The 15,777-nt window shown below is 71.2% G+C and carries 18 protein-coding genes; 12 read left to right on the plus strand and 6 right to left on the minus strand.

Features of this window, described 5'->3' with window-relative positions; translation table 11 throughout:
- Genes sctT through LY625_RS03520 form a run of 6 tightly spaced genes read right to left on the minus strand, consistent with a single transcriptional unit; the run spans position 1 to position 4,753 of the window.
- Positions 1-789: a type III secretion system export apparatus subunit SctT gene (sctT, locus tag LY625_RS03485; protein WP_233737624.1), complete on the minus strand. Its 789-nt coding sequence runs from the start codon at positions 787-789 to the stop codon at positions 1-3.
- Positions 786-1,052 carry a type III secretion system export apparatus subunit SctS gene (gene sctS / locus LY625_RS03490; RefSeq protein WP_233737625.1) on the minus strand — a complete coding sequence of 89 codons (267 nt, stop codon included), beginning with the start codon at positions 1,050-1,052 and terminating at the stop codon, positions 786-788. Before sctS ends, sctT begins: the two co-directional genes overlap by 4 nt.
- Before the next feature lie 13 nt (positions 1,053-1,065).
- Entirely contained in the window at positions 1,066-1,932 is an 867-nt protein-coding gene (locus tag LY625_RS13420) for an EscR/YscR/HrcR family type III secretion system export apparatus protein (protein WP_343223454.1), read from the minus strand.
- A 3-nt stretch (positions 1,933-1,935) separates the two neighbouring features.
- Positions 1,936-3,036, minus strand: coding sequence for a type III secretion system cytoplasmic ring protein SctQ (gene sctQ, locus LY625_RS03505; RefSeq protein WP_233737626.1), 1,101 nt, complete (start codon positions 3,034-3,036; stop codon positions 1,936-1,938).
- Entirely contained in the window at positions 3,029-3,631 is a 603-nt protein-coding gene (locus tag LY625_RS13425) for a response regulator (RefSeq protein ID WP_305067665.1), read from the minus strand. Before LY625_RS13425 ends, sctQ begins: the two co-directional genes overlap by 8 nt.
- Positions 3,632-3,649: 18 nt before the next feature.
- The gene (locus tag LY625_RS03520; RefSeq protein WP_233737627.1) at positions 3,650-4,753 is read right to left on the minus strand and encodes an ATP-binding protein; all 1,104 of its coding nucleotides are present in this window, start codon (positions 4,751-4,753) and stop codon (positions 3,650-3,652) included.
- A gap of 93 nt (positions 4,754-4,846) precedes the next feature.
- On the opposite strand from LY625_RS03520, the gene LY625_RS03525 reads away from it, so the two are divergent.
- The 12 genes from LY625_RS03525 to LY625_RS03580 all read left to right on the plus strand — a co-directional run bounded on the left by LY625_RS03525 (position 4,847) and on the right by LY625_RS03580 (position 15,771).
- Positions 4,847-5,272 (plus strand): flagellar biosynthetic protein FliO, encoded by a 426-nt coding sequence (locus LY625_RS03525; RefSeq protein WP_233737628.1) that lies wholly within the window; start codon positions 4,847-4,849, stop codon positions 5,270-5,272.
- Between the two features lie 162 nt (positions 5,273-5,434).
- Positions 5,435-7,486 carry an FHIPEP family type III secretion protein gene (locus tag LY625_RS03530; RefSeq protein ID WP_233737629.1) on the plus strand — a complete coding sequence of 684 codons (2,052 nt, stop codon included), beginning with the start codon at positions 5,435-5,437 and terminating at the stop codon, positions 7,484-7,486.
- Positions 7,483-8,814 carry an FHA domain-containing protein gene (locus LY625_RS03535; RefSeq protein ID WP_233737630.1) on the plus strand — a complete coding sequence of 444 codons (1,332 nt, stop codon included), beginning with the start codon at positions 7,483-7,485 and terminating at the stop codon, positions 8,812-8,814. The genes LY625_RS03530 and LY625_RS03535 overlap by 4 nt, the downstream gene beginning before the upstream one ends.
- A 66-nt stretch (positions 8,815-8,880) precedes the next feature.
- A complete protein-coding gene (locus LY625_RS03540; protein WP_233737631.1) occupies positions 8,881-9,201 on the plus strand; it encodes a hypothetical protein in 321 nt (106 codons plus the stop codon).
- Between the two features lie 27 nt (positions 9,202-9,228).
- Positions 9,229-9,663, plus strand: coding sequence for a hypothetical protein (locus tag LY625_RS03545; protein WP_233737632.1), 435 nt, complete (start codon positions 9,229-9,231; stop codon positions 9,661-9,663).
- A 13-nt stretch (positions 9,664-9,676) separates the two neighbouring features.
- Positions 9,677-10,450, plus strand: a complete 774-nt coding sequence (gene sctJ / locus LY625_RS03550) for a type III secretion inner membrane ring lipoprotein SctJ (RefSeq protein ID WP_233737633.1) — start codon at positions 9,677-9,679, stop codon at positions 10,448-10,450.
- A complete protein-coding gene (locus LY625_RS03555; protein ID WP_233737634.1) occupies positions 10,443-11,087 on the plus strand; it encodes a hypothetical protein in 645 nt (214 codons plus the stop codon). The genes sctJ and LY625_RS03555 overlap by 8 nt, the downstream gene beginning before the upstream one ends.
- A gap of 15 nt (positions 11,088-11,102) precedes the next feature.
- Positions 11,103-11,834: a FliH/SctL family protein gene (locus LY625_RS03560; RefSeq protein ID WP_233737635.1), complete on the plus strand. Its 732-nt coding sequence runs from the start codon at positions 11,103-11,105 to the stop codon at positions 11,832-11,834.
- 5 nt (positions 11,835-11,839) lie between these two features.
- Positions 11,840-13,165 (plus strand): FliI/YscN family ATPase, encoded by a 1,326-nt coding sequence (locus tag LY625_RS03565; RefSeq protein ID WP_233738322.1) that lies wholly within the window; start codon positions 11,840-11,842, stop codon positions 13,163-13,165.
- Positions 13,162-13,653: a hypothetical protein gene (locus LY625_RS03570; RefSeq protein WP_233737636.1), complete on the plus strand. Its 492-nt coding sequence runs from the start codon at positions 13,162-13,164 to the stop codon at positions 13,651-13,653. Before LY625_RS03565 ends, LY625_RS03570 begins: the two co-directional genes overlap by 4 nt.
- A 10-nt stretch (positions 13,654-13,663) precedes the next feature.
- Positions 13,664-14,314, plus strand: a complete 651-nt coding sequence (locus tag LY625_RS03575) for a hypothetical protein (protein ID WP_233737637.1) — start codon at positions 13,664-13,666, stop codon at positions 14,312-14,314.
- A 98-nt stretch (positions 14,315-14,412) separates the two neighbouring features.
- A complete protein-coding gene (locus LY625_RS03580; RefSeq protein ID WP_233737638.1) occupies positions 14,413-15,771 on the plus strand; it encodes a peptidoglycan DD-metalloendopeptidase family protein in 1,359 nt (452 codons plus the stop codon).
- The last annotated feature ends 6 nt before the right edge of the window (positions 15,772-15,777 follow it).

Consider the following 15,777-nt stretch of genomic DNA (forward strand, 5'->3'; position numbering starts at 1 on the left):
TCAGGAAAACGCCCGGTCGAGCATGTCGAGCAGGCCGCGGTTGGCCGCCAGGCGCTTGAGCACGATCTCCACGTACACCCCGATCAGCAGCAGGATGACCGCGGTGGCGATCCAGGCCTTGATCGGCAGGGTCAGCGCGAACACGTTGAGCTGCGGCGCGTAGCGGTTGACCAGGCCGAAGGACAGGTCGATCACCAGCAGCAGCACCATCGCCGGCGCGGCCATCACCAGCAGGGTGGTCATCAGGTAGTCGAAGTGGCCGACGAACAGGTGCACCCCGGCGCCCTTGAGCACCGGCGTGTACGAAAGCACCGGCCACAGCACGTAGCTCGACAGCAGCAGGTCGAGGAAGATCAGGAACGCGCCGCTGGCCATGAACAGCCAGGCCGCCAGCTGCGACAGGAACTGGCCGTGCAGGGCCACTTGGTGGCCCTGGATCGGGTCGAAGATCGACGCCATGCCCATGCCGACCTGGCTGTCCATCACGCTGCCGGCCGCGCCGATCGCCCAGAACACGATGCCGAAGCAGAAGCCCAGCGCCATCCCGAGGAACAGCTCCTTGAGGATCACCGCCACCCACAGCGGGTTGGTCATGAAATCGACCGGCGCACCGGCCATCGCGATCGGCAGTGCCACCAGCGCCAGGCTCACCAGGAAGCTGTTGCGCACCATTGCCGGGACCGTCTGCGCGGTCATCAGCGGCAGCATCAGGAACGCCCCGGTGATCCGGGGCACGGTGAGCCCCAGCGCCAGCATCACGTTGCCGACCGATTCGTAGCCGCCGATCACTTCTGGACCAGCCCCGGGAAATCGATGAACAGCCTCTCGGCGAAGGTGTACAGCGTGCCGCCGATCAGCGCCGCGGTGACGAACAGGGTGACGATGATCACCACGAACTTCACCGCGTAGGCCAGGGTCTGCTCCTGCAGCTGGGTGGCGGCCTGCAGGAAGGCCACCACCAGGCCCATGAGCGCCGCGGCCGCGATCGGCGGCCCGGAGAGCAGCAGCACCAGCCACAGGGCCTGCTTGGTGAGTTCGAGTACTTCGGTCATCGGGTGGCCTCCGCTACATGCTGTAGGTCAGCACCAGGCCATGCACCAGCTTGGCCCAGCCGTCGATCAGGACGAACAGCAGCAGCTTGAGCGGCAGCGAGACCGTCGTCGGGGACATCATCATCATGCCCAGGGCCAGCAGGATGTTGCCCACCACCAGGTCGATGATCAGGAACGGCAGGAAGATCAGGAAGCCGATCTGGAACGCGGCGGTCAGCTCGCTGACGGTGAAGGCGGGAACGACCACGATGAAGTCGTCCACGCCGACCTGGTCGCGCTTGCCCGGTGGCAGCAGGCGTTGCGCGCTGCGCAGGAAGAACGCCCGCTCGGCATCGCTGGAGTGGTGGATCAGGAACGCGCGCAGCGGCTCCTTGCCCACGTCCACCAGTTCGATCAGCCGGTCGACGGTCATTCCCTCCAGCCCCGAACCGCCACCGGTGGCGGTGGACGGCGCGGGCTCGACCGCCTCGTCCTCCACCAGCGGCTGGACCGCCGTGGCCGGTTCGCCCACGGTGGCCGCGCTGGTGTCGACGGTGGTGGTCACGCCGGCCGGGTTGCGTATCGCCACGGGAGACGGATCCATCGGGGTGTTCACCGCCGCCTGCTGCGCCACGTGTGCGGGTGGCGGCCGCCCGTCCATGTGCGCGCTCACCGCCGCGTGGGTGTCGAGGATCACCGGGTACATCACGTAGATCGACAGCACGATCGCCAGCCCGTTGATCACCACGTTGGGCGGCACCTGCTGCAACCCGAGCGCGTTGCGCAGCAGGCTGAGCACCACCACGATCTTGGTGAACGAGGTGACCATCACCGCCACGAACGGTGCCAGCGCCAGGCTGACGACGATCAGGATGATGAGCGCGGGAGAGAACTGCTCCACCCGTCAGCTCCAGGCCAGCAGGCGTACGCCGAGGGTGTCGCCGACGGCGACCAGCTCGCCACGCCCCACCTCGCGGCCATTGGCGCGGATGGCCACGTTGGCGCCCTGCAGGTGCGCCGGCAGGGCGAACACGTAGCCGGGCTGCAGCCGGGCCAGGTCACCCAGGCCGACTTCCAGCCGCCCCAGTTCGAAACCCACCTGCACCGGCAGGCTGCCGACCGGGTTGGGGCTGGCCGCCTCGGCGGCGTCGCCGGTCTGCGCGGCCTGCTGTTCGTCTTCGCTCATTTCATTCTCCTGATCATCGCCATCGGGTACACCCGGCCCTTCCACGCGCCAGCCTTCGGCGGTCGGCTGTACCGGCCACGCCTGGCCGGCACCACGCGCACGCACCTGCGGAGGGGCCGAGGCCCGTCCGACCACTATTACGCCGCCGGGTGACAACCCGGCCCATTCGGCCTGCGGTATGCGCAGGCCCCGCATCGCGATCGCCACGCTGGCAGGCAGCACGGCCCACCGGGCCATCGCCTGTTCCGCTTCCGCCTCGTCGGCCGCGTCGGCGCGCACCAGCAAGGATTGCAGGCGCGAAAGCGGGAGCCAGGCCGTGCCGGCCAGGCCCGCGCCGCCGGTGGCACCGGGCGGGCCCAGGCGGAACCGCAGCCAGGTCCCCTCCCCCGCGGTCGCCGCCGCCACCGGGTCGTCGCCGCCCCCCACCGCCGGCACCAGGGTCATGCCCAACGCCTGGCTCAGGCGCACCAACTGCCGCTCGTGGGCCAGGCTCCAGGCGAGTACCCGCGAGCGGCCGGCATGGTCGCTCCAGTGCAGTCCGTCGGGCACGCCGCCGTCATGCGGGTCGAAGGCCAGCGCCACGCTGGCGCCGTCGGAGTCGAGGGCGAAGGTCGCGGCCTGCGGCGCCGGCCCGCCGGGCTCAAGCCGCAGCACCTCGCCGCCCTCGACGGTCCACCGCCGCGGCTGCCGGAACAGCGCCTGCAGTACCGCCGCGCGCGGCTCGGGGATTTCGGGCAGCCGGCCGGTGACGGGGGCCACCTGCGTTCCGGCGGAGGGGGGTTCCAGTACGGGCGCGAGCGCGCCATCGGTCTCAGCCATGTCCCAATGCCACCTTCATCAGGTCCGGAAGCGAGCGCACGCCCAGCTTGTTCATCATGTTGGCCCGGTGCAGTTCCACTGTCTTGATGCTGATGCCGAGGATGTCGGCGATGATCTTGTTGGGCTTGCTCGCCACCACCAGGTCGAGCACCTGGCGTTCGCGCGGACTGAGCTTTGCCAGCGCCTCGCTGGCCCCGCGCACCCGCGCCAGGGCGGCCTCGATGGCATCGACCAGCACCTCGTCGCCGAACGGCTTCTCGAGGAAGTTCGCCGCCCCCTTGCGCATCGCCTCGACCGCCAGCGGCACGTCGCCGTGCGCGGTCACGAACACCAGCGGGATCGTGTCGCCCCGGCGCCGCAGTTCCTCCTGCAGCTGCACCCCGCTCATGTCCGGCATGCGGATGTCCGACACCAGGCACTCGACCGTCCCCGGCGGCGGCCGGGTGTCGCGGCTGTCCAGGAACGCCGGCGCCGAGGCATACGATTCGACCTCGAAGCCGGCGGTCTCCAGCAGCCAGGCGGTGGAATCGCGGAAGCCGTCGTTGTCGTCCACCAGGTGGATCCGGGTGGGAGCGCCTGCGGCACGGTCAGCCATGGCCTGGTTCCTCCATTGTCATTGCCTCCCCTGCGCCACCGGCAGGGTGAAGCCGAATACGCTGCCGCCGCCGGGCGCGGGCTCGAAGAACATCCGGCCCTCGTGGTACTCGATGATCGAGCGGCAGATCGCCAAGCCGATGCCCAGCCCGTCGGCCTTGGTGGTGAAGAACGGCGAGAACAGCTGGTCCTGCTGGGCCTTGCTCAGGCCGCTGCCGCGGTCGATGACCCGCACCTCGACATCGCCGTCCAGGTTGACCCGGCCTTCCACCCGCAGCGCCCTCCGCTCGGCCGGGGTCTCGCGCATGGCTTCGATGGCGTTCTTGACCAGGTTGAGCAGCACCTGCTCGACCATCACCCGGTCGGCGTAGACCTCCGGGAGGTCCTCGGGCAGGGCCAGCTCGATGCACAGCTGCTGGCGCTCGGCTTCCAGCCGCAGCAGTTCCAGCACGGTGTCGGCGATGCCCCCGAGCCGGTGCGCGGAGCGGCGCGGTTCGCGGGCACGGACGAACTCCCGCACCCGGCCGATCACCGCGCTCGCGTGCTCGGCCTGGGTCCGCGCGGCCTGCAGCGCACGCTCGACCTGGACCGGCCCGCCGGCCTGCCCGACCAGGCGCAGGCTGCCGTTGAGGTAGTTGACGATCGCCGCGAGCGGCTGGTTGAGCTCGTGCGCCAGGGTCGCGGCCATTTCGCCCACCGACATCAGCCGCGAGGTGAACAGCAGCTTCTCCTGCTGGCTCTTGTGCGAGTCCAGCACCTCGATGCGCTCGGAAATGTCCACCGCGCTGAGCAGGTCCAGCGGCTGCCCCGCGTCCTCCACCCGGCCCCAGTGCAGGCTGTACCAGCGCCCGTTGTGCGGAAGGCGCACGTCGCGGCGGCCGGTGGTGTCGCCGGTGGACCCCGGGTGCAGCTCCCGCATCAGGCGCTCGCGCGAGACGTGCCCCGGCACCGGGCCGAACTGGTCGTGGTAGCGGCGGTTGCCCGCCACCAGCTGCCCGGAGCCGTCCTGGAACGCAGCGCAGGCGATCGGGATCGCCTCCAGCAATGCATCCAGCGAAGGTGTTCCGCCGCTCTGGCCACCATCGGCGCCCGGCCGCGGCAGCGTTCCCCCTGGAACCGCCATCAACACACTCCCCCGTTGCGCCGCGATCCGCTCCCGGGACCGCGGCGGCGGCTGCTACGGTAGCGCGCATCCCCCCGCAGGAGTCCAGCCACGATGTCCGCACGCCATCCCGCCACCACCGCCCTGCTGGCCTCCGGCATTGCCTTGCCGGCCCGCGCCGCGGCTCCGGCCGCGACCGGCACGGGGGCGGTCGCGGTCGACGTGATCGCCGTCCTGGTGCCGGTGCTGCTGGTCATCGCCGTCCTCGCCGCGGTGTTGTTCTACGCACGGCGACGCTACCGGCTGACCGGTTCCAGCGCGGCCCTCTCGGTGGTGCAGATCCTGCCGGTCGGCCCGCGCGAGCGGGTGGTGGTGGTGCGCACCCGCAACGACCGTTACCTGGCTGTTGGAGTCGGCGCCCAGGCCCTGAGCCTGATCGCCGAACTCGACCCCCGTGATGTGGCACTCGATCCCCCTCCGTCATCCATCGATGGTGCTCCGGGCGCCCGCCCTGACGGGATTCCCGGCCGGAACGGGTAGCACGCCGGTGTTGCCATGGCGTGAACGACCCGGCGACTCCACCGGCAGCAATCGAGGGTGGCAATCGCGAGGGCAATGGTGCTAGCTTCCGAACTGTCCCTCAGCGGCAGATAGTGCCTTTGGAGGACACAACGATCAACGGTTGCAGGGGGGACAAGGCGCATGCGCGAGCTGATCGGGTCATTGCTGGCGGCGCCGCAGGGTGCCAGCCCGAGGCGCCGTAACGGTTACAGCGACATCGTGCTGGCGATCGGCGCGGTGACCATCATCACGCTGATGATCCTGCCGCTGCCGCTGGCGGTGATCGATGCACTGGTCGCGCTGAACATCGCCATCGGCTTCTCGCTGCTGCTGCTGGCGATCTACATCCCCTCGCCGGTCGCGTTCTCCAGTTTTCCCAGCGTGCTTCTGCTGACCACGCTGTTCCGGCTGGCGCTTTCGATCGCGATCACCAAGTCGATCCTGATCAACGCCGATGCCGGCCACATCATCGACACCTTCGGCAACATGGTCGCCGCCGGCAACCTGGTGGTCGGCCTGGTGGTGTTCCTGATCATCACCGTGGTGCAGTTCATCGTGGTCGCCAAGGGCGCCGAGCGCGTGGCCGAGGTGGCGGCGCGGTTCACCCTGGACGCGATGCCCGGCAAGCAGCTGTCGATCGACTCGGACCTGCGCTCGGGCCTGCTGGACAAGGACGAGGCGCGCAGGAAGCGCCGCCTGCTGGAGACCGAGAGCCAGCTGTACGGCAGCCTCGACGGGGCGATGAAGTTCGTGAAGGGCGATGCGATCGCCGGCATCGTGATCATCATCATCAACCTGCTGGGCGGCCTGGCGGTCGGCGTGCTGCAGCACGACATGGCGCTGGGCGAGGCGACCCAGACCTACAGCATCCTGACCATCGGCGACGGCCTGGTTTCGCAGATTCCCGCGATCCTGGCCGCGATCTCCGCCGGCCTGGTGGTCACCCGCACCGCCGGCGAGGAGGAGGACCTGCATCTGGGCGCGGCCATCACCCGGCAGGTCACGGCACAGCCCCGCATCGCCCTGATCACCGGCGTGCTGTCGCTGCTGATGATGCTGGTGCCGGGTTTCCCGTGGCCGGTGTTCGGCCTGCTCGGGCTGGCGCTGCTGGGCTTTTCGGCGTGGCGCTACCGCCACGAATACGAGGTCCTGCGCCGCACCTTCCGGGTCAGCGACGCGGAAATGGCCAGCATCCACGAGCCGGTGGAAACCGATGACCTGGCGCCACCGGCCCCGCTGCAGCTCGCCGCCTCGCCGTCGCTGCTCGAGGCCACCGGGGGCAAGCAGGCCCTGCAGGACGGGCTGCTCGCCCTGTCGCAGCAGTTGCGCGAGCGCAGCGGCGTGCCACTGCCCAACCCGGCGCTCAAGGTGGACGCCTCGCTGGGTCCGGACGCCTACCGGCTCACCGCCTTCGGCGGCCGCATCGCCTCGGGCGTGGTGCCGGCCGACCGCCAGTTCCGCCCCGCCGGCCCCGGCGCCGACCAGACCCGCTCGCCCCCCGGCTTCTACCCCGCGCTGCCAGGCGAGTGGGTCGCGCCCGCGGAAGGCGCACTCGCCCCGCTGGACGCCCTGCAGCTGCACCTGCGGCAGGCGCTGGAGCGGCGGATGGGCGGCTTCATCGGCATCCAGGAAACCTCAAGGTTGTTCGCCCGGATGCAGCGCGACTACCCGGACCTGATCAAGGAGATGCTGCGGGTGGTCGCCCCGCAGCGGGTCTCGGATGTGCTGCGCCGCCTGGCCGAGGAAGGCGTGCCGATGCGCAACCTGCGCGACGTGTTCGAGGCGATCACCGACGTCGGCGGTCGCGAAAAGGACGTGGTGCTGCTGACCGAATACGTGCGCGTGGCGCTCAAGCGCGAGATCGCCGAGCGCTACGCCGATGACAGCCGCACCCTGCACGTGCTGCTGATCCACCCGGAGCTGGAGGACCGGCTGCGGCAGTCGGTGCGGGTCGCCGGTGGCGCGAGCCAGCTGGCCATCGCACCGGAGACCGCCGCCCGCCTGACCGGCGAGGTGCGCGGCCACCTGGCCCGCCAGCCGCAGGGCGTATCGCCGGTGCTGCTGTGTTCACTCGACGTACGCCGGCACCTGCGCAAGCTGCTGGAGAACGATTTCTTCAGCCTGGCCGTGCTGTCCTATCAGGAACTCGCCCCGGACCTGCGCATCGTCCAGACCGGGCAGATCAACGCATGAGCGGGCACGACGACATGGCGCAGGACACTGGACCGCAGGGCAGTGAAATGAGCGAGCAGGTTGCCGAGGAGACGATTGCAACAGGGGAGCAGCCACCCGCCCCGCTGGTGTTGCGGATCCTCTCGGGCCTGCACGACGGCGCCAGCCGGGTGCTGTCGGCGCAGGAGATGCTGCTGATCGGCAGCGGCGAGGATTGCGACATCATCCTCTCCGACCCCGGGGTCGCCCGGCACCACGCGATGGTGCTGCGGCACGGCGACACGCTGTCGCTGCGTGCGATCGACGCGCCACTGGAGTTCGCCGGCGACCCGCTGGAACCGGGCGACCCGATCGAGCTCCCGGCGCTCGAGCCGGCGCGCCTGGGCGGGGTGTCGATCGCGATCGGCCCGGCCGATGCGCCGGGCTGGACCGCCCTGGGTGCCAGCCCGGGCGCATTCACCGCCACCCCGCTCCCCGCCACACCGGCCCCGCGCCCGTTCCTGCCGACGGCGCTGGTGGCCGTCGCGCTGCTGTCGCTGGTCTCGGTGGGCATCTACGCCATGGTGCGCCCGGCCGCTGAGCCGGCCGCCACCCCGCGCGAGCGCGCCGGTGTCCTGGTCGACGAGTACGGCGTGCGCGACAGCGAGCTGGTCGACGGCCGCGGCAAGGCGATCGTGTTGGCCGGCACCGTGGAGGACGCCGCCACCGCCGCGCGCCTGCAGCAGCGCATCGCCGACGAGTCGCTGCCGATCGAGCTCCGGCTGCGCACCGGCGACGATGTCGCCCGCGACGTCCGCGAGGTCCTGCGCACCTTCGGCATCACCGCCGACACCCGCTACCAGGGCGATGGCGCGGTGCGCGTGGAGCCCGCGGTGGACTTCGACGACTGGAAGCTGCTGGCCGAGGCCGGGAGCTCGCGGGTGATGCGCGACGTCAACGGCTTCACCGAGCTGCTTCCGCCCCGCGACGCCCCGGCGCTGGCCAGCGATGGCAACCCGGCGCCAAAGCCCGCGGAGCGGGTCAGGCTGATCACCGTGGTGACCGGCGAGGACCCGCACCTGATCGCCTCCGACGGCCGGGTGTTCCGCCCTTCCGAGGACCTCCCCGACGGCCGCGGCCGCCTGTCGAGCATCAGCGAGAAGGGTGCCTGGGCGATCGGCGGCGACGGGCTGATCCGCAAGATCCGGATCGAGCCGGCGGCCGTGCCGGACGAGGCCGGCGAGCCGCTGCCGGACGAGGCCGACACCGCGCTCGCCGGCCCGGCGCCGGCCGACGCGGAACCTGAATCGCTGGCCGAAGCGGAGGACCCCGCGCCGGCCACACCCGGGACCACCCCCGCACCCCGTTGATCCATGGCCCCGCGAGCAGGCCGCAATGCTCGCAAGAGAAGTGCCACCCGCCACAAGGAGAAACCCATGAGCATCAACCCGACCGACCCGAACGCCCTGACCACCTTCATCGCCTCGGCCAACTCCGGCACCACCCGCAAGCCTGCTTCCGCCGGCGCCAGCTCCAGCTGGTACGAGGCGATGGCCCGTGCCTGGGGCGACACCCTGGACAACCAGGCCGGCCGGGTGACCGCGCTGTCCGACCAGATCGCCACCGGCGGCGACCAGCCCTCGAACATGGTCCAGCTGACCGCCGAGAGCCTGCGCATGCAGTTCATCTCCAACAACGCCGCCACCTCGCAGAACGCCGTCGGCCACGCGCTGGAAACCCTGGGCAAGCGCCAGTAAGCCACCCTCCACCATCGGAGAAACGAGATGATCGAAGCCATCCAGGCCAGTGTCGCCGCCAGTACCCAGGCGGGCACCGGGACCACGGCCGCATCGCAGTCGCAACACAGCCCGCAGGCCGCGGGCGAGCAGATGCGTGATTTCGCCGCCTCCATGGAACGCGCCGGAACGGCGGGACCGGCCAACAGCGAGGGCGCCGGGACGGTGCTGTCGGCCACCGGCACCGCCGAGCCGCAGGGCACCCGGGCGATCCTGTCCGCGCTGGAGAGCCTCAACGGTGGCGCCGAGCGGATCGAGTCGATGTCGCATTCGCTGACCGCCGGCTCGTCCGACTTCACCCCCGGCGAGATGATCCAGCTGACCATGCGCGCCCACCAGTTCCTGTTCACGGCGCAGCTCACGTCCAACGTTGCCAACCGTTCCTCGGACGGCATCCAGCAGTTGTTCCGGCAGCAGTCGTAAGGGAGGTTCCGGCATGTCCCGTCCGTTCACCGCCTGGCGCCCGGTCGCCGTCCTGCTCGCCTGCCTGGTGCTGGCGGCCTGCAGCCGCGCCACGCTCTACAATGAGCTGGACGAACAGCAGGCCAACGAGGTCATGGCCGCACTGCTGGCCTCGGGCGTGGCCGCCGAGAAGGCCCCGTCCTCGGCGAAGAAGGGCTGGGAGGTCCAGGTCGACCGGGCCGATTTCGCCTACTCGATGCAGGTCCTGGATTCGCGCGGGCTGCCGGGCAGCAGCCGGGTATCGCTGTGCGACGTGTTCCGCAAGGAAGGCTTCGCCTCCTCGGCGCTGGAGGAGCGGGCACGCTACAAGTGCGGCCAGCAGCAGGAGATCGAGGCCACCCTGATGAAGATCGACGGGGTGGTCGACGCGCGGGTCCATGTCGCCATCCCCGAGGACGACCCGCTGGGCAACAACCCGCGGGAGGCTTCCGCCTCGGTGATCATCTACGAGCTTCCCGGCTACGAGCTGCGCAACCGCGAGACCGACGTCAAGGTCCTGGTCGTGGACGGCATCGAGTACCTGAACAACCCCAACCGGGTTTCGGTGAAGTTCTTCACCAAGGCGGTGCCGCCGGCGGGCACCCGTGAGCAGAAGGTCCCGGTGGCGATGTCCTCGGTGAGTCCGCTGGCACTGGTCCTGCTGGCGCTGTTCGCCCTCGCGGCCGGCCTGGTGGCGATGCGCAAGCGCCTGCCACTGGCAAGGCGTGGCGAGGTACGCGCCGAGGCACCGACCTGGAAGGATGAGTGAAGTGGCCGGGGGGCCGGGCCAGGGCCTGCGCACGCTGCTGGCGGAGATCGATCCGCAGTGGCTTGGCGGCATCGATCCCGCCCTGCTGGCCGCCGGCCGCGAGAGCCGGCTCGGCCGCCAGGTGATGCTGCGGTGCCTGGAACAGGCACCCGCGGCCGCCCTTTTCGCCCCCTCGCCCGAGCCGGCCGTGGACCGGACCGCGGCGGCCTGGCCACGCGAGCGGCTGGAGGCCTTCCTGCGCAACCTGGGCGTGCTGGCGTTCGCCCCGGCGATCCGCGCGGAGATCGGGCGCGAGCCGGTGCGCCGGCTCAAGGACACCCTGGGCAAGCGCTACCTGCTCGCGCTGGACCGGCAGATGTGGGACGGCCAGGTGCCGCCGACCCTGCTGGCCCGGCTGCAGGCGCGCCTGTCCGACGCCGTCGGCGGTCCCGATCCGGCCGCGGTACTCCGGGCGATGTTCGCCCGTCAGGGCCGGGCCGAGCTGCGCCACTGGGCCGCCACCCACGAACCGGCACTGGGCGACTGGGTCCTGCTGCTGCACCCCGGCGACCCCGACGCCCGGGCGCACCTTCCCGCCGGCGCGGTCGCCCGGCTCCACGCACACCACACCGCCCCTGCCGGGGGCGGCGGCAACTGAGGACGGTCACTCCGGATGCACGCAGACACTGCCGCGCCCGCCACCCGGGCCGATGCGCCTCCCGCCGCAGCCGCGCCCACCCCGCGGCTGCAGGGCGGCGTGGGGGTATTTGAGCCGCGCCGTTTCGAGCGCGCGATCGCAGGCAACATCGTCCCGCCGCAGGCCTGGGCGAAGCTGGAGGAGATCGACCAGCTGCTGGAGAAGGTCAACGCCCTGTACGAGGGCGCCTCGGCGGAGATCGAACAAGCGCGCAAGGAGGGCGTGGCGGCCGGGTTCGCCGATGGCTTCGCCCGCGCACAGCAGCAGATGGCCGAACAGCTGGCCGCCCTCAACGAGCGCCGCGCCCGGGTCCTGGGCGAGGCCCATGGCCGGATCACCGACCTGGCCTGCACCATCGTGTCCCGGCTCGCGCCCGGCTTCGACGCCAGCGCCGTCGCCCCGGCGCTGGTGCGCGATGCGGTCGAGGCCGCCCAGGCCGAGCAGTTCCTGCTGATCCGGGTCCACCCCTCGGTGCGCGAGCCGGTCAACGCCGGCTTGGGCGCGGTGCGTCAGGCGCACCCCGCGGTCGGAGTGATCGAGCTGGTCGACGACGAAAGCCTGGACCCGCTGAGCTGCGTGGTGGTGTCCGAGGCCGGGCAGGTCCGGGCCGGCATCGCCCAGCAGATCGAGGCGATCCGCGCCGCCCTGGCGCACGCCCACGACCAGGCCGACGCGGCCGACGCCGCTGATACGGGCGCCCCGGCGTGAGCGCCCTGCACTCCACCGATGCCCTGGTCGCCGGCGCTCTCAACAAGGCGCGGACCGTCGAGCGCGTCGGCAAGGTCGCCGAGGCCTATGGCACCTTGATCCGCGCCACCGGCCTCAAGGCCTCGATCGGCGAGCTGTGCGAACTGCGCAATCCGCCCGGCGAGGGCCCGCCCGGGTTCCGCCTGCCGGCCGAAGTGGTCGGCGTCTCCCGCCAGCACACCCTGCTGACCCCGCTCGGCGCGCTCGATGGCGTGTCCGCCAGCACCGAGGTCTACGCCAGTGGGCGACAGGCCACCATCGGTGCCGGCGATGCATTGCTGGGCCGGGTGCTCGACGCCCATGGCATGCCGATCGACGACCGTGGCCGCCTGCGCACCATCGCCGAAGCCCCGATCTACGCGCCCTCGCCCAACCCGCTGACCCGCAAGCTGATCGAGCGCCCGTTCTCCACCGGGGTAAGGGCGATCGACAGCGTGCTGAGCGTGGGTGAGGGCCAGCGGCTGGGCATCTTCGCGGTCGCCGGCGGCGGCAAGAGCACCCTGATGGGCATGCTGGCCCGCGGCGGCGATGCCGATGTCAACGTGATCGTGCTGGTCGGCGAGCGCGGCCGCGAGGTCAACGAGTTCATCATGGACAACCTCGGCCCCGAGGGCCTTGCGCGCTCGGTGGTGGTGGTCGCCACCTCCGACCGGCCGGCGCTGGAGCGCAGCCGCGCCGCCTGGGTCGGCACCGCGATCGCCGAGCACTTCCGCGACCGGGGCAAGCGCGTGCTGCTGCTGCTGGACTCGGTCACCCGTTTCGCCCGCGCCCTGCGCGACGTCGGCCTGGCGGTCGGCGAGCCCCCCGCGCGGCGCGGCTACCCGCCCTCGGTGTTCAGCGCCCTGCCCGCCCTGTTCGAGCGCGCCGGCAACAACGACAAGGGCAGCATCACCGCCTTCTACACCGTGCTGATGGAGGACGAGGACGGCAGCGACCCGATCGCCGAGGAGGTCCGTTCGATCCTCGACGGCCACGTGGTGCTCTCGCGCAAGCTGGCCGCCGCCTACCACTACCCGGCGATCGACGTGCTCTCCAGCCTCAGCCGGACCATGCCGCGGGTGGTCGATCCGGTGCACCAGCGGGCCGCCGGCCAGCTGCGCAAGTACCTGGCCAAGCACCAGGACATCGAACTGCTGCTGCAGCTGGGCGAATACCAGCGCGGCAGCGACCCCGAGGCCGACATCGCCATCGACCGGATAGGACCGATCCGCCAACTGCTGCAGCAGTCGGCGGCCGAGCTGGTGCCGTTCGACCAGTCATCGCAGGCACTACGCAGGCTGTTCCCGGCATGAACAGGCGCTTTCCCCTGGCCAAGCTGGTCGAACTGCGCGAGCACCGCACCGGCAAGGCGCGCCAGAAGGTGCTGCAGTGCCAGCGCGCGGCTAGCCGGCAGCGCGACGCCTGCCTGCGCATCGAGGGCCAGATCATGGCGCTCGGGATGGAGCGCACGCAGCAGCGGCAGCGCCTGATGGAACCGCCACCGCCCGGCAGCGCCTGGCCACTGGTGCTGGCCCAGCGCGAATCGCACGTGGAACTGCTCGCGGTGAAGATCCAGCAGGCGCAGCAGGAACTTGCGAAGGCGCAGGAAGTCCTGCGCGAGGCCGAGCTCGCCCTGCGCCAGGCGCGCGAAGCGTTCTTCCGCACCAAGGCGCGCGAGGATGCGCTGGTCAAGCGGCGTGATGTCTGGCGTGGGGAACAGCATGCGGCCGAGCTGCGGCAGGAAGAGAACGCCGCCGCCGAGCTGCTGCAGTCGCGCCTTGTGCGCAGCACCGTGAACTGAGGGAACGACGATGAGCATCATTCGCAACACCTCCGGCAATGAAACCGGCGCAGTGCGGCAGCAGGGACGCGACCCGGACGTGCGCGAGCGCAGGCCGGCCGACAGCGGTTCGGTGCAGGCCTTCCGCCAGGCCATGGAGAAGCAGGGTGCCGGCCAGGCGGGCGCCCACGGTGCCAGCCGCCAGGACGCATCGCTGCAGCAGGCCCAGGACGGACGCCCGGCGTTCCAGCAGGCCACCGCCCAGGATCCGCGCGAGCCAGGCCGCGGCAGCGCCGACATCCTGCCGCCTGCCGAGTCCGCCGCGATGTGGCAGGCCCAGCACCTGGCGGCGCAGGCTCCGGCAGTCACCACCGGCGCCCCGCCCCCCACCGCCAACCCCGCGGCCCTGGCGCAGATGCTCGAGCGTCATGTACGCCAGCTCGCGGTCAGCGAGGGCGGCGCGACGGACAGCAACAGCCAGGTCCTGCTCCGGCTGGACGAAGCCACCCTGCCGGGCACCGACCTGATGCTCACGCGCACCACCGACGGCTGGCTGCTGCAGGCCGACGTGCGCTCGGCCGAGAGCTTCACGGCGATCCGCGAGGCGGCCGGGCAGCTGGGCGAGCGCTTTGCCGCCCGTGGCCTTGGCAACCTGGTGGTGGAACCGCGCTACCACGCCTGAACCGGCCGCGACGGGCGCCGCATAGGGTCAGCACCAGTTGGAATGACCGCACGGGGGGCCTGTAATCGGGGGCAGCCAACACGCCGCAGGAGCCCCCCATGGCCGTGCAGTCCATTTCCGGCAATGCCGCTGTCAACGCCAGCCGCGTAGAGCAGTCCGGCTTCGACTACAACCGCATTGCCGGCGTCCGTGGCAATCCCAACGTCACCCCGGAGTTCCTGCGCGGGGTCGAGGCGATGGCCGAGCGCCTCGGCACCCGCCCCGAGTTCCTGCTGGCGGTGATGAGCTTCGAAACCGGCGGCACCTTCGATACCGGCGTGCTCAACGCCGCCGGCAGTGGCGCCACCGGCCTGATCCAGTTCATGCCGGCGACCGCCGCCGAGCTCGGTACCAGCACCGAGGCGCTGGCGCGCATGAGCCCGGTGGAACAGCTCGAATACGTCGAGCGCTATTTCAACAACCGCTCCGACCCCGGCGACCTGGGCACGCTGGAAGGCGTCTACACCACCGTGCTGCACGGCAGTCCGCGGCCGGACCCGGACTCGGTGCTGTTCGACAGCGGCGCGGCCTACAGCATGAACGCCGGGCTGGACCTCAACGGCGACGGCCGGATCACCTCCGGCGAGGCGACCGCCAAGGTCCGCGAGCGCATCGACGGCCCACTGGACAACTCCGCCCCACCGCCCGCCTCCACCGGCACGCGGCCGGCGCCGAACGGCGCCGACGCCGGCAGCACCGCACGCGCTGCCGCCGCCCACACGGTAGTCCGTGGCGACACGCTGTGGGACATCGCGATGGCCAACGGGGTATCCCTGCAGTCGCTGATCGAGGCCAACCCCCAGATCCGCAACCCGGACCTGATCTATCCGGACCAGGTCGTGCACCTGCCGGGCGGTACTGCGGGCGCCGCCCCTTCCGGTGACACCGTGCCCGCGTCGACGGGCGACACCGCGCTGGACGCCGCCGGACCGGCCGCCAATGACGATGGCGAGCCCGCCACGCTGCGTCCGTACACGGTCTACAGCACCGGCCACCAGGGGGCGATCGCGCTGGACAGCGCGGCCGACCAGCAACCGCACCATGACTACCAGACGGTCACCCGCGAGGGCCAGCAGCTGGAGGTCCGCGACCTGGTGCTGCACCGCGACGGTGAATCCCAGACCCGGCAGCCACTCCCCTCGCCGATCGCCGGCGAGGTGATCCAGGCCGGTCCAAACGGCGGCGCGGGCAACGCGGTGATGATCCGTGGCGAAAACGGGCAGATCGTCGCCCTGTTCCACCTGTCTTCGATCGACGTGAAGGTCGGCCAGCAGGTCGGCTATGGCGATGTGCTGGGCAATCAGGGATCCACCGGCAACTCGACCGGCCCGCACGTGCACATCGAGGCCGCGCCCGAGGTGATCGACCGCTGGGTCAACGACCTGCTCGATGGCACCTATGACGGCCGCGCCGGCTGACATGCC

Origin of the sequence: Lysobacter sp. GX 14042, assembly GCF_021390425.1 — a bacterium.
Taxonomy (GTDB): Bacteria; Pseudomonadota; Gammaproteobacteria; order Xanthomonadales; family Xanthomonadaceae; genus Novilysobacter.

Excerpts from the sequence above, each read along its gene's own strand:
- sctS (WP_233737625.1), bottom strand. The coding sequence starts at position 1,052 with ATGACCGAAGTACTCGAACTCACCAAGCAGGCCCTGTGGCTGGTGCTG.
- sctQ (WP_233737626.1), bottom strand. The coding sequence starts at position 3,036 with ATGGCTGAGACCGATGGCGCGCTCGCGCCCGTACTGGAACCCCCCTCC.
- LY625_RS13425 (WP_305067665.1), bottom strand. The coding sequence starts at position 3,631 with ATGGCTGACCGTGCCGCAGGCGCTCCCACCCGGATCCACCTGGTGGAC.
- LY625_RS03520 (WP_233737627.1), bottom strand. The coding sequence starts at position 4,753 with ATGGCGGTTCCAGGGGGAACGCTGCCGCGGCCGGGCGCCGATGGTGGC.
- LY625_RS03525 (WP_233737628.1), top strand. The coding sequence starts at position 4,847 with ATGTCCGCACGCCATCCCGCCACCACCGCCCTGCTGGCCTCCGGCATT.
- LY625_RS03530 (WP_233737629.1), top strand. The coding sequence starts at position 5,435 with ATGCGCGAGCTGATCGGGTCATTGCTGGCGGCGCCGCAGGGTGCCAGC.
- LY625_RS03535 (WP_233737630.1), top strand. The coding sequence starts at position 7,483 with ATGAGCGGGCACGACGACATGGCGCAGGACACTGGACCGCAGGGCAGT.
- LY625_RS03540 (WP_233737631.1), top strand. The coding sequence starts at position 8,881 with ATGAGCATCAACCCGACCGACCCGAACGCCCTGACCACCTTCATCGCC.
- LY625_RS03545 (WP_233737632.1), top strand. The coding sequence starts at position 9,229 with ATGATCGAAGCCATCCAGGCCAGTGTCGCCGCCAGTACCCAGGCGGGC.
- sctJ (WP_233737633.1), top strand. The coding sequence starts at position 9,677 with ATGTCCCGTCCGTTCACCGCCTGGCGCCCGGTCGCCGTCCTGCTCGCC.
- LY625_RS03555 (WP_233737634.1), top strand. The coding sequence starts at position 10,443 with ATGAGTGAAGTGGCCGGGGGGCCGGGCCAGGGCCTGCGCACGCTGCTG.
- LY625_RS03560 (WP_233737635.1), top strand. The coding sequence starts at position 11,103 with ATGCACGCAGACACTGCCGCGCCCGCCACCCGGGCCGATGCGCCTCCC.
- LY625_RS03570 (WP_233737636.1), top strand. The coding sequence starts at position 13,162 with ATGAACAGGCGCTTTCCCCTGGCCAAGCTGGTCGAACTGCGCGAGCAC.
- LY625_RS03575 (WP_233737637.1), top strand. The coding sequence starts at position 13,664 with ATGAGCATCATTCGCAACACCTCCGGCAATGAAACCGGCGCAGTGCGG.
- LY625_RS03580 (WP_233737638.1), top strand. The coding sequence starts at position 14,413 with ATGGCCGTGCAGTCCATTTCCGGCAATGCCGCTGTCAACGCCAGCCGC.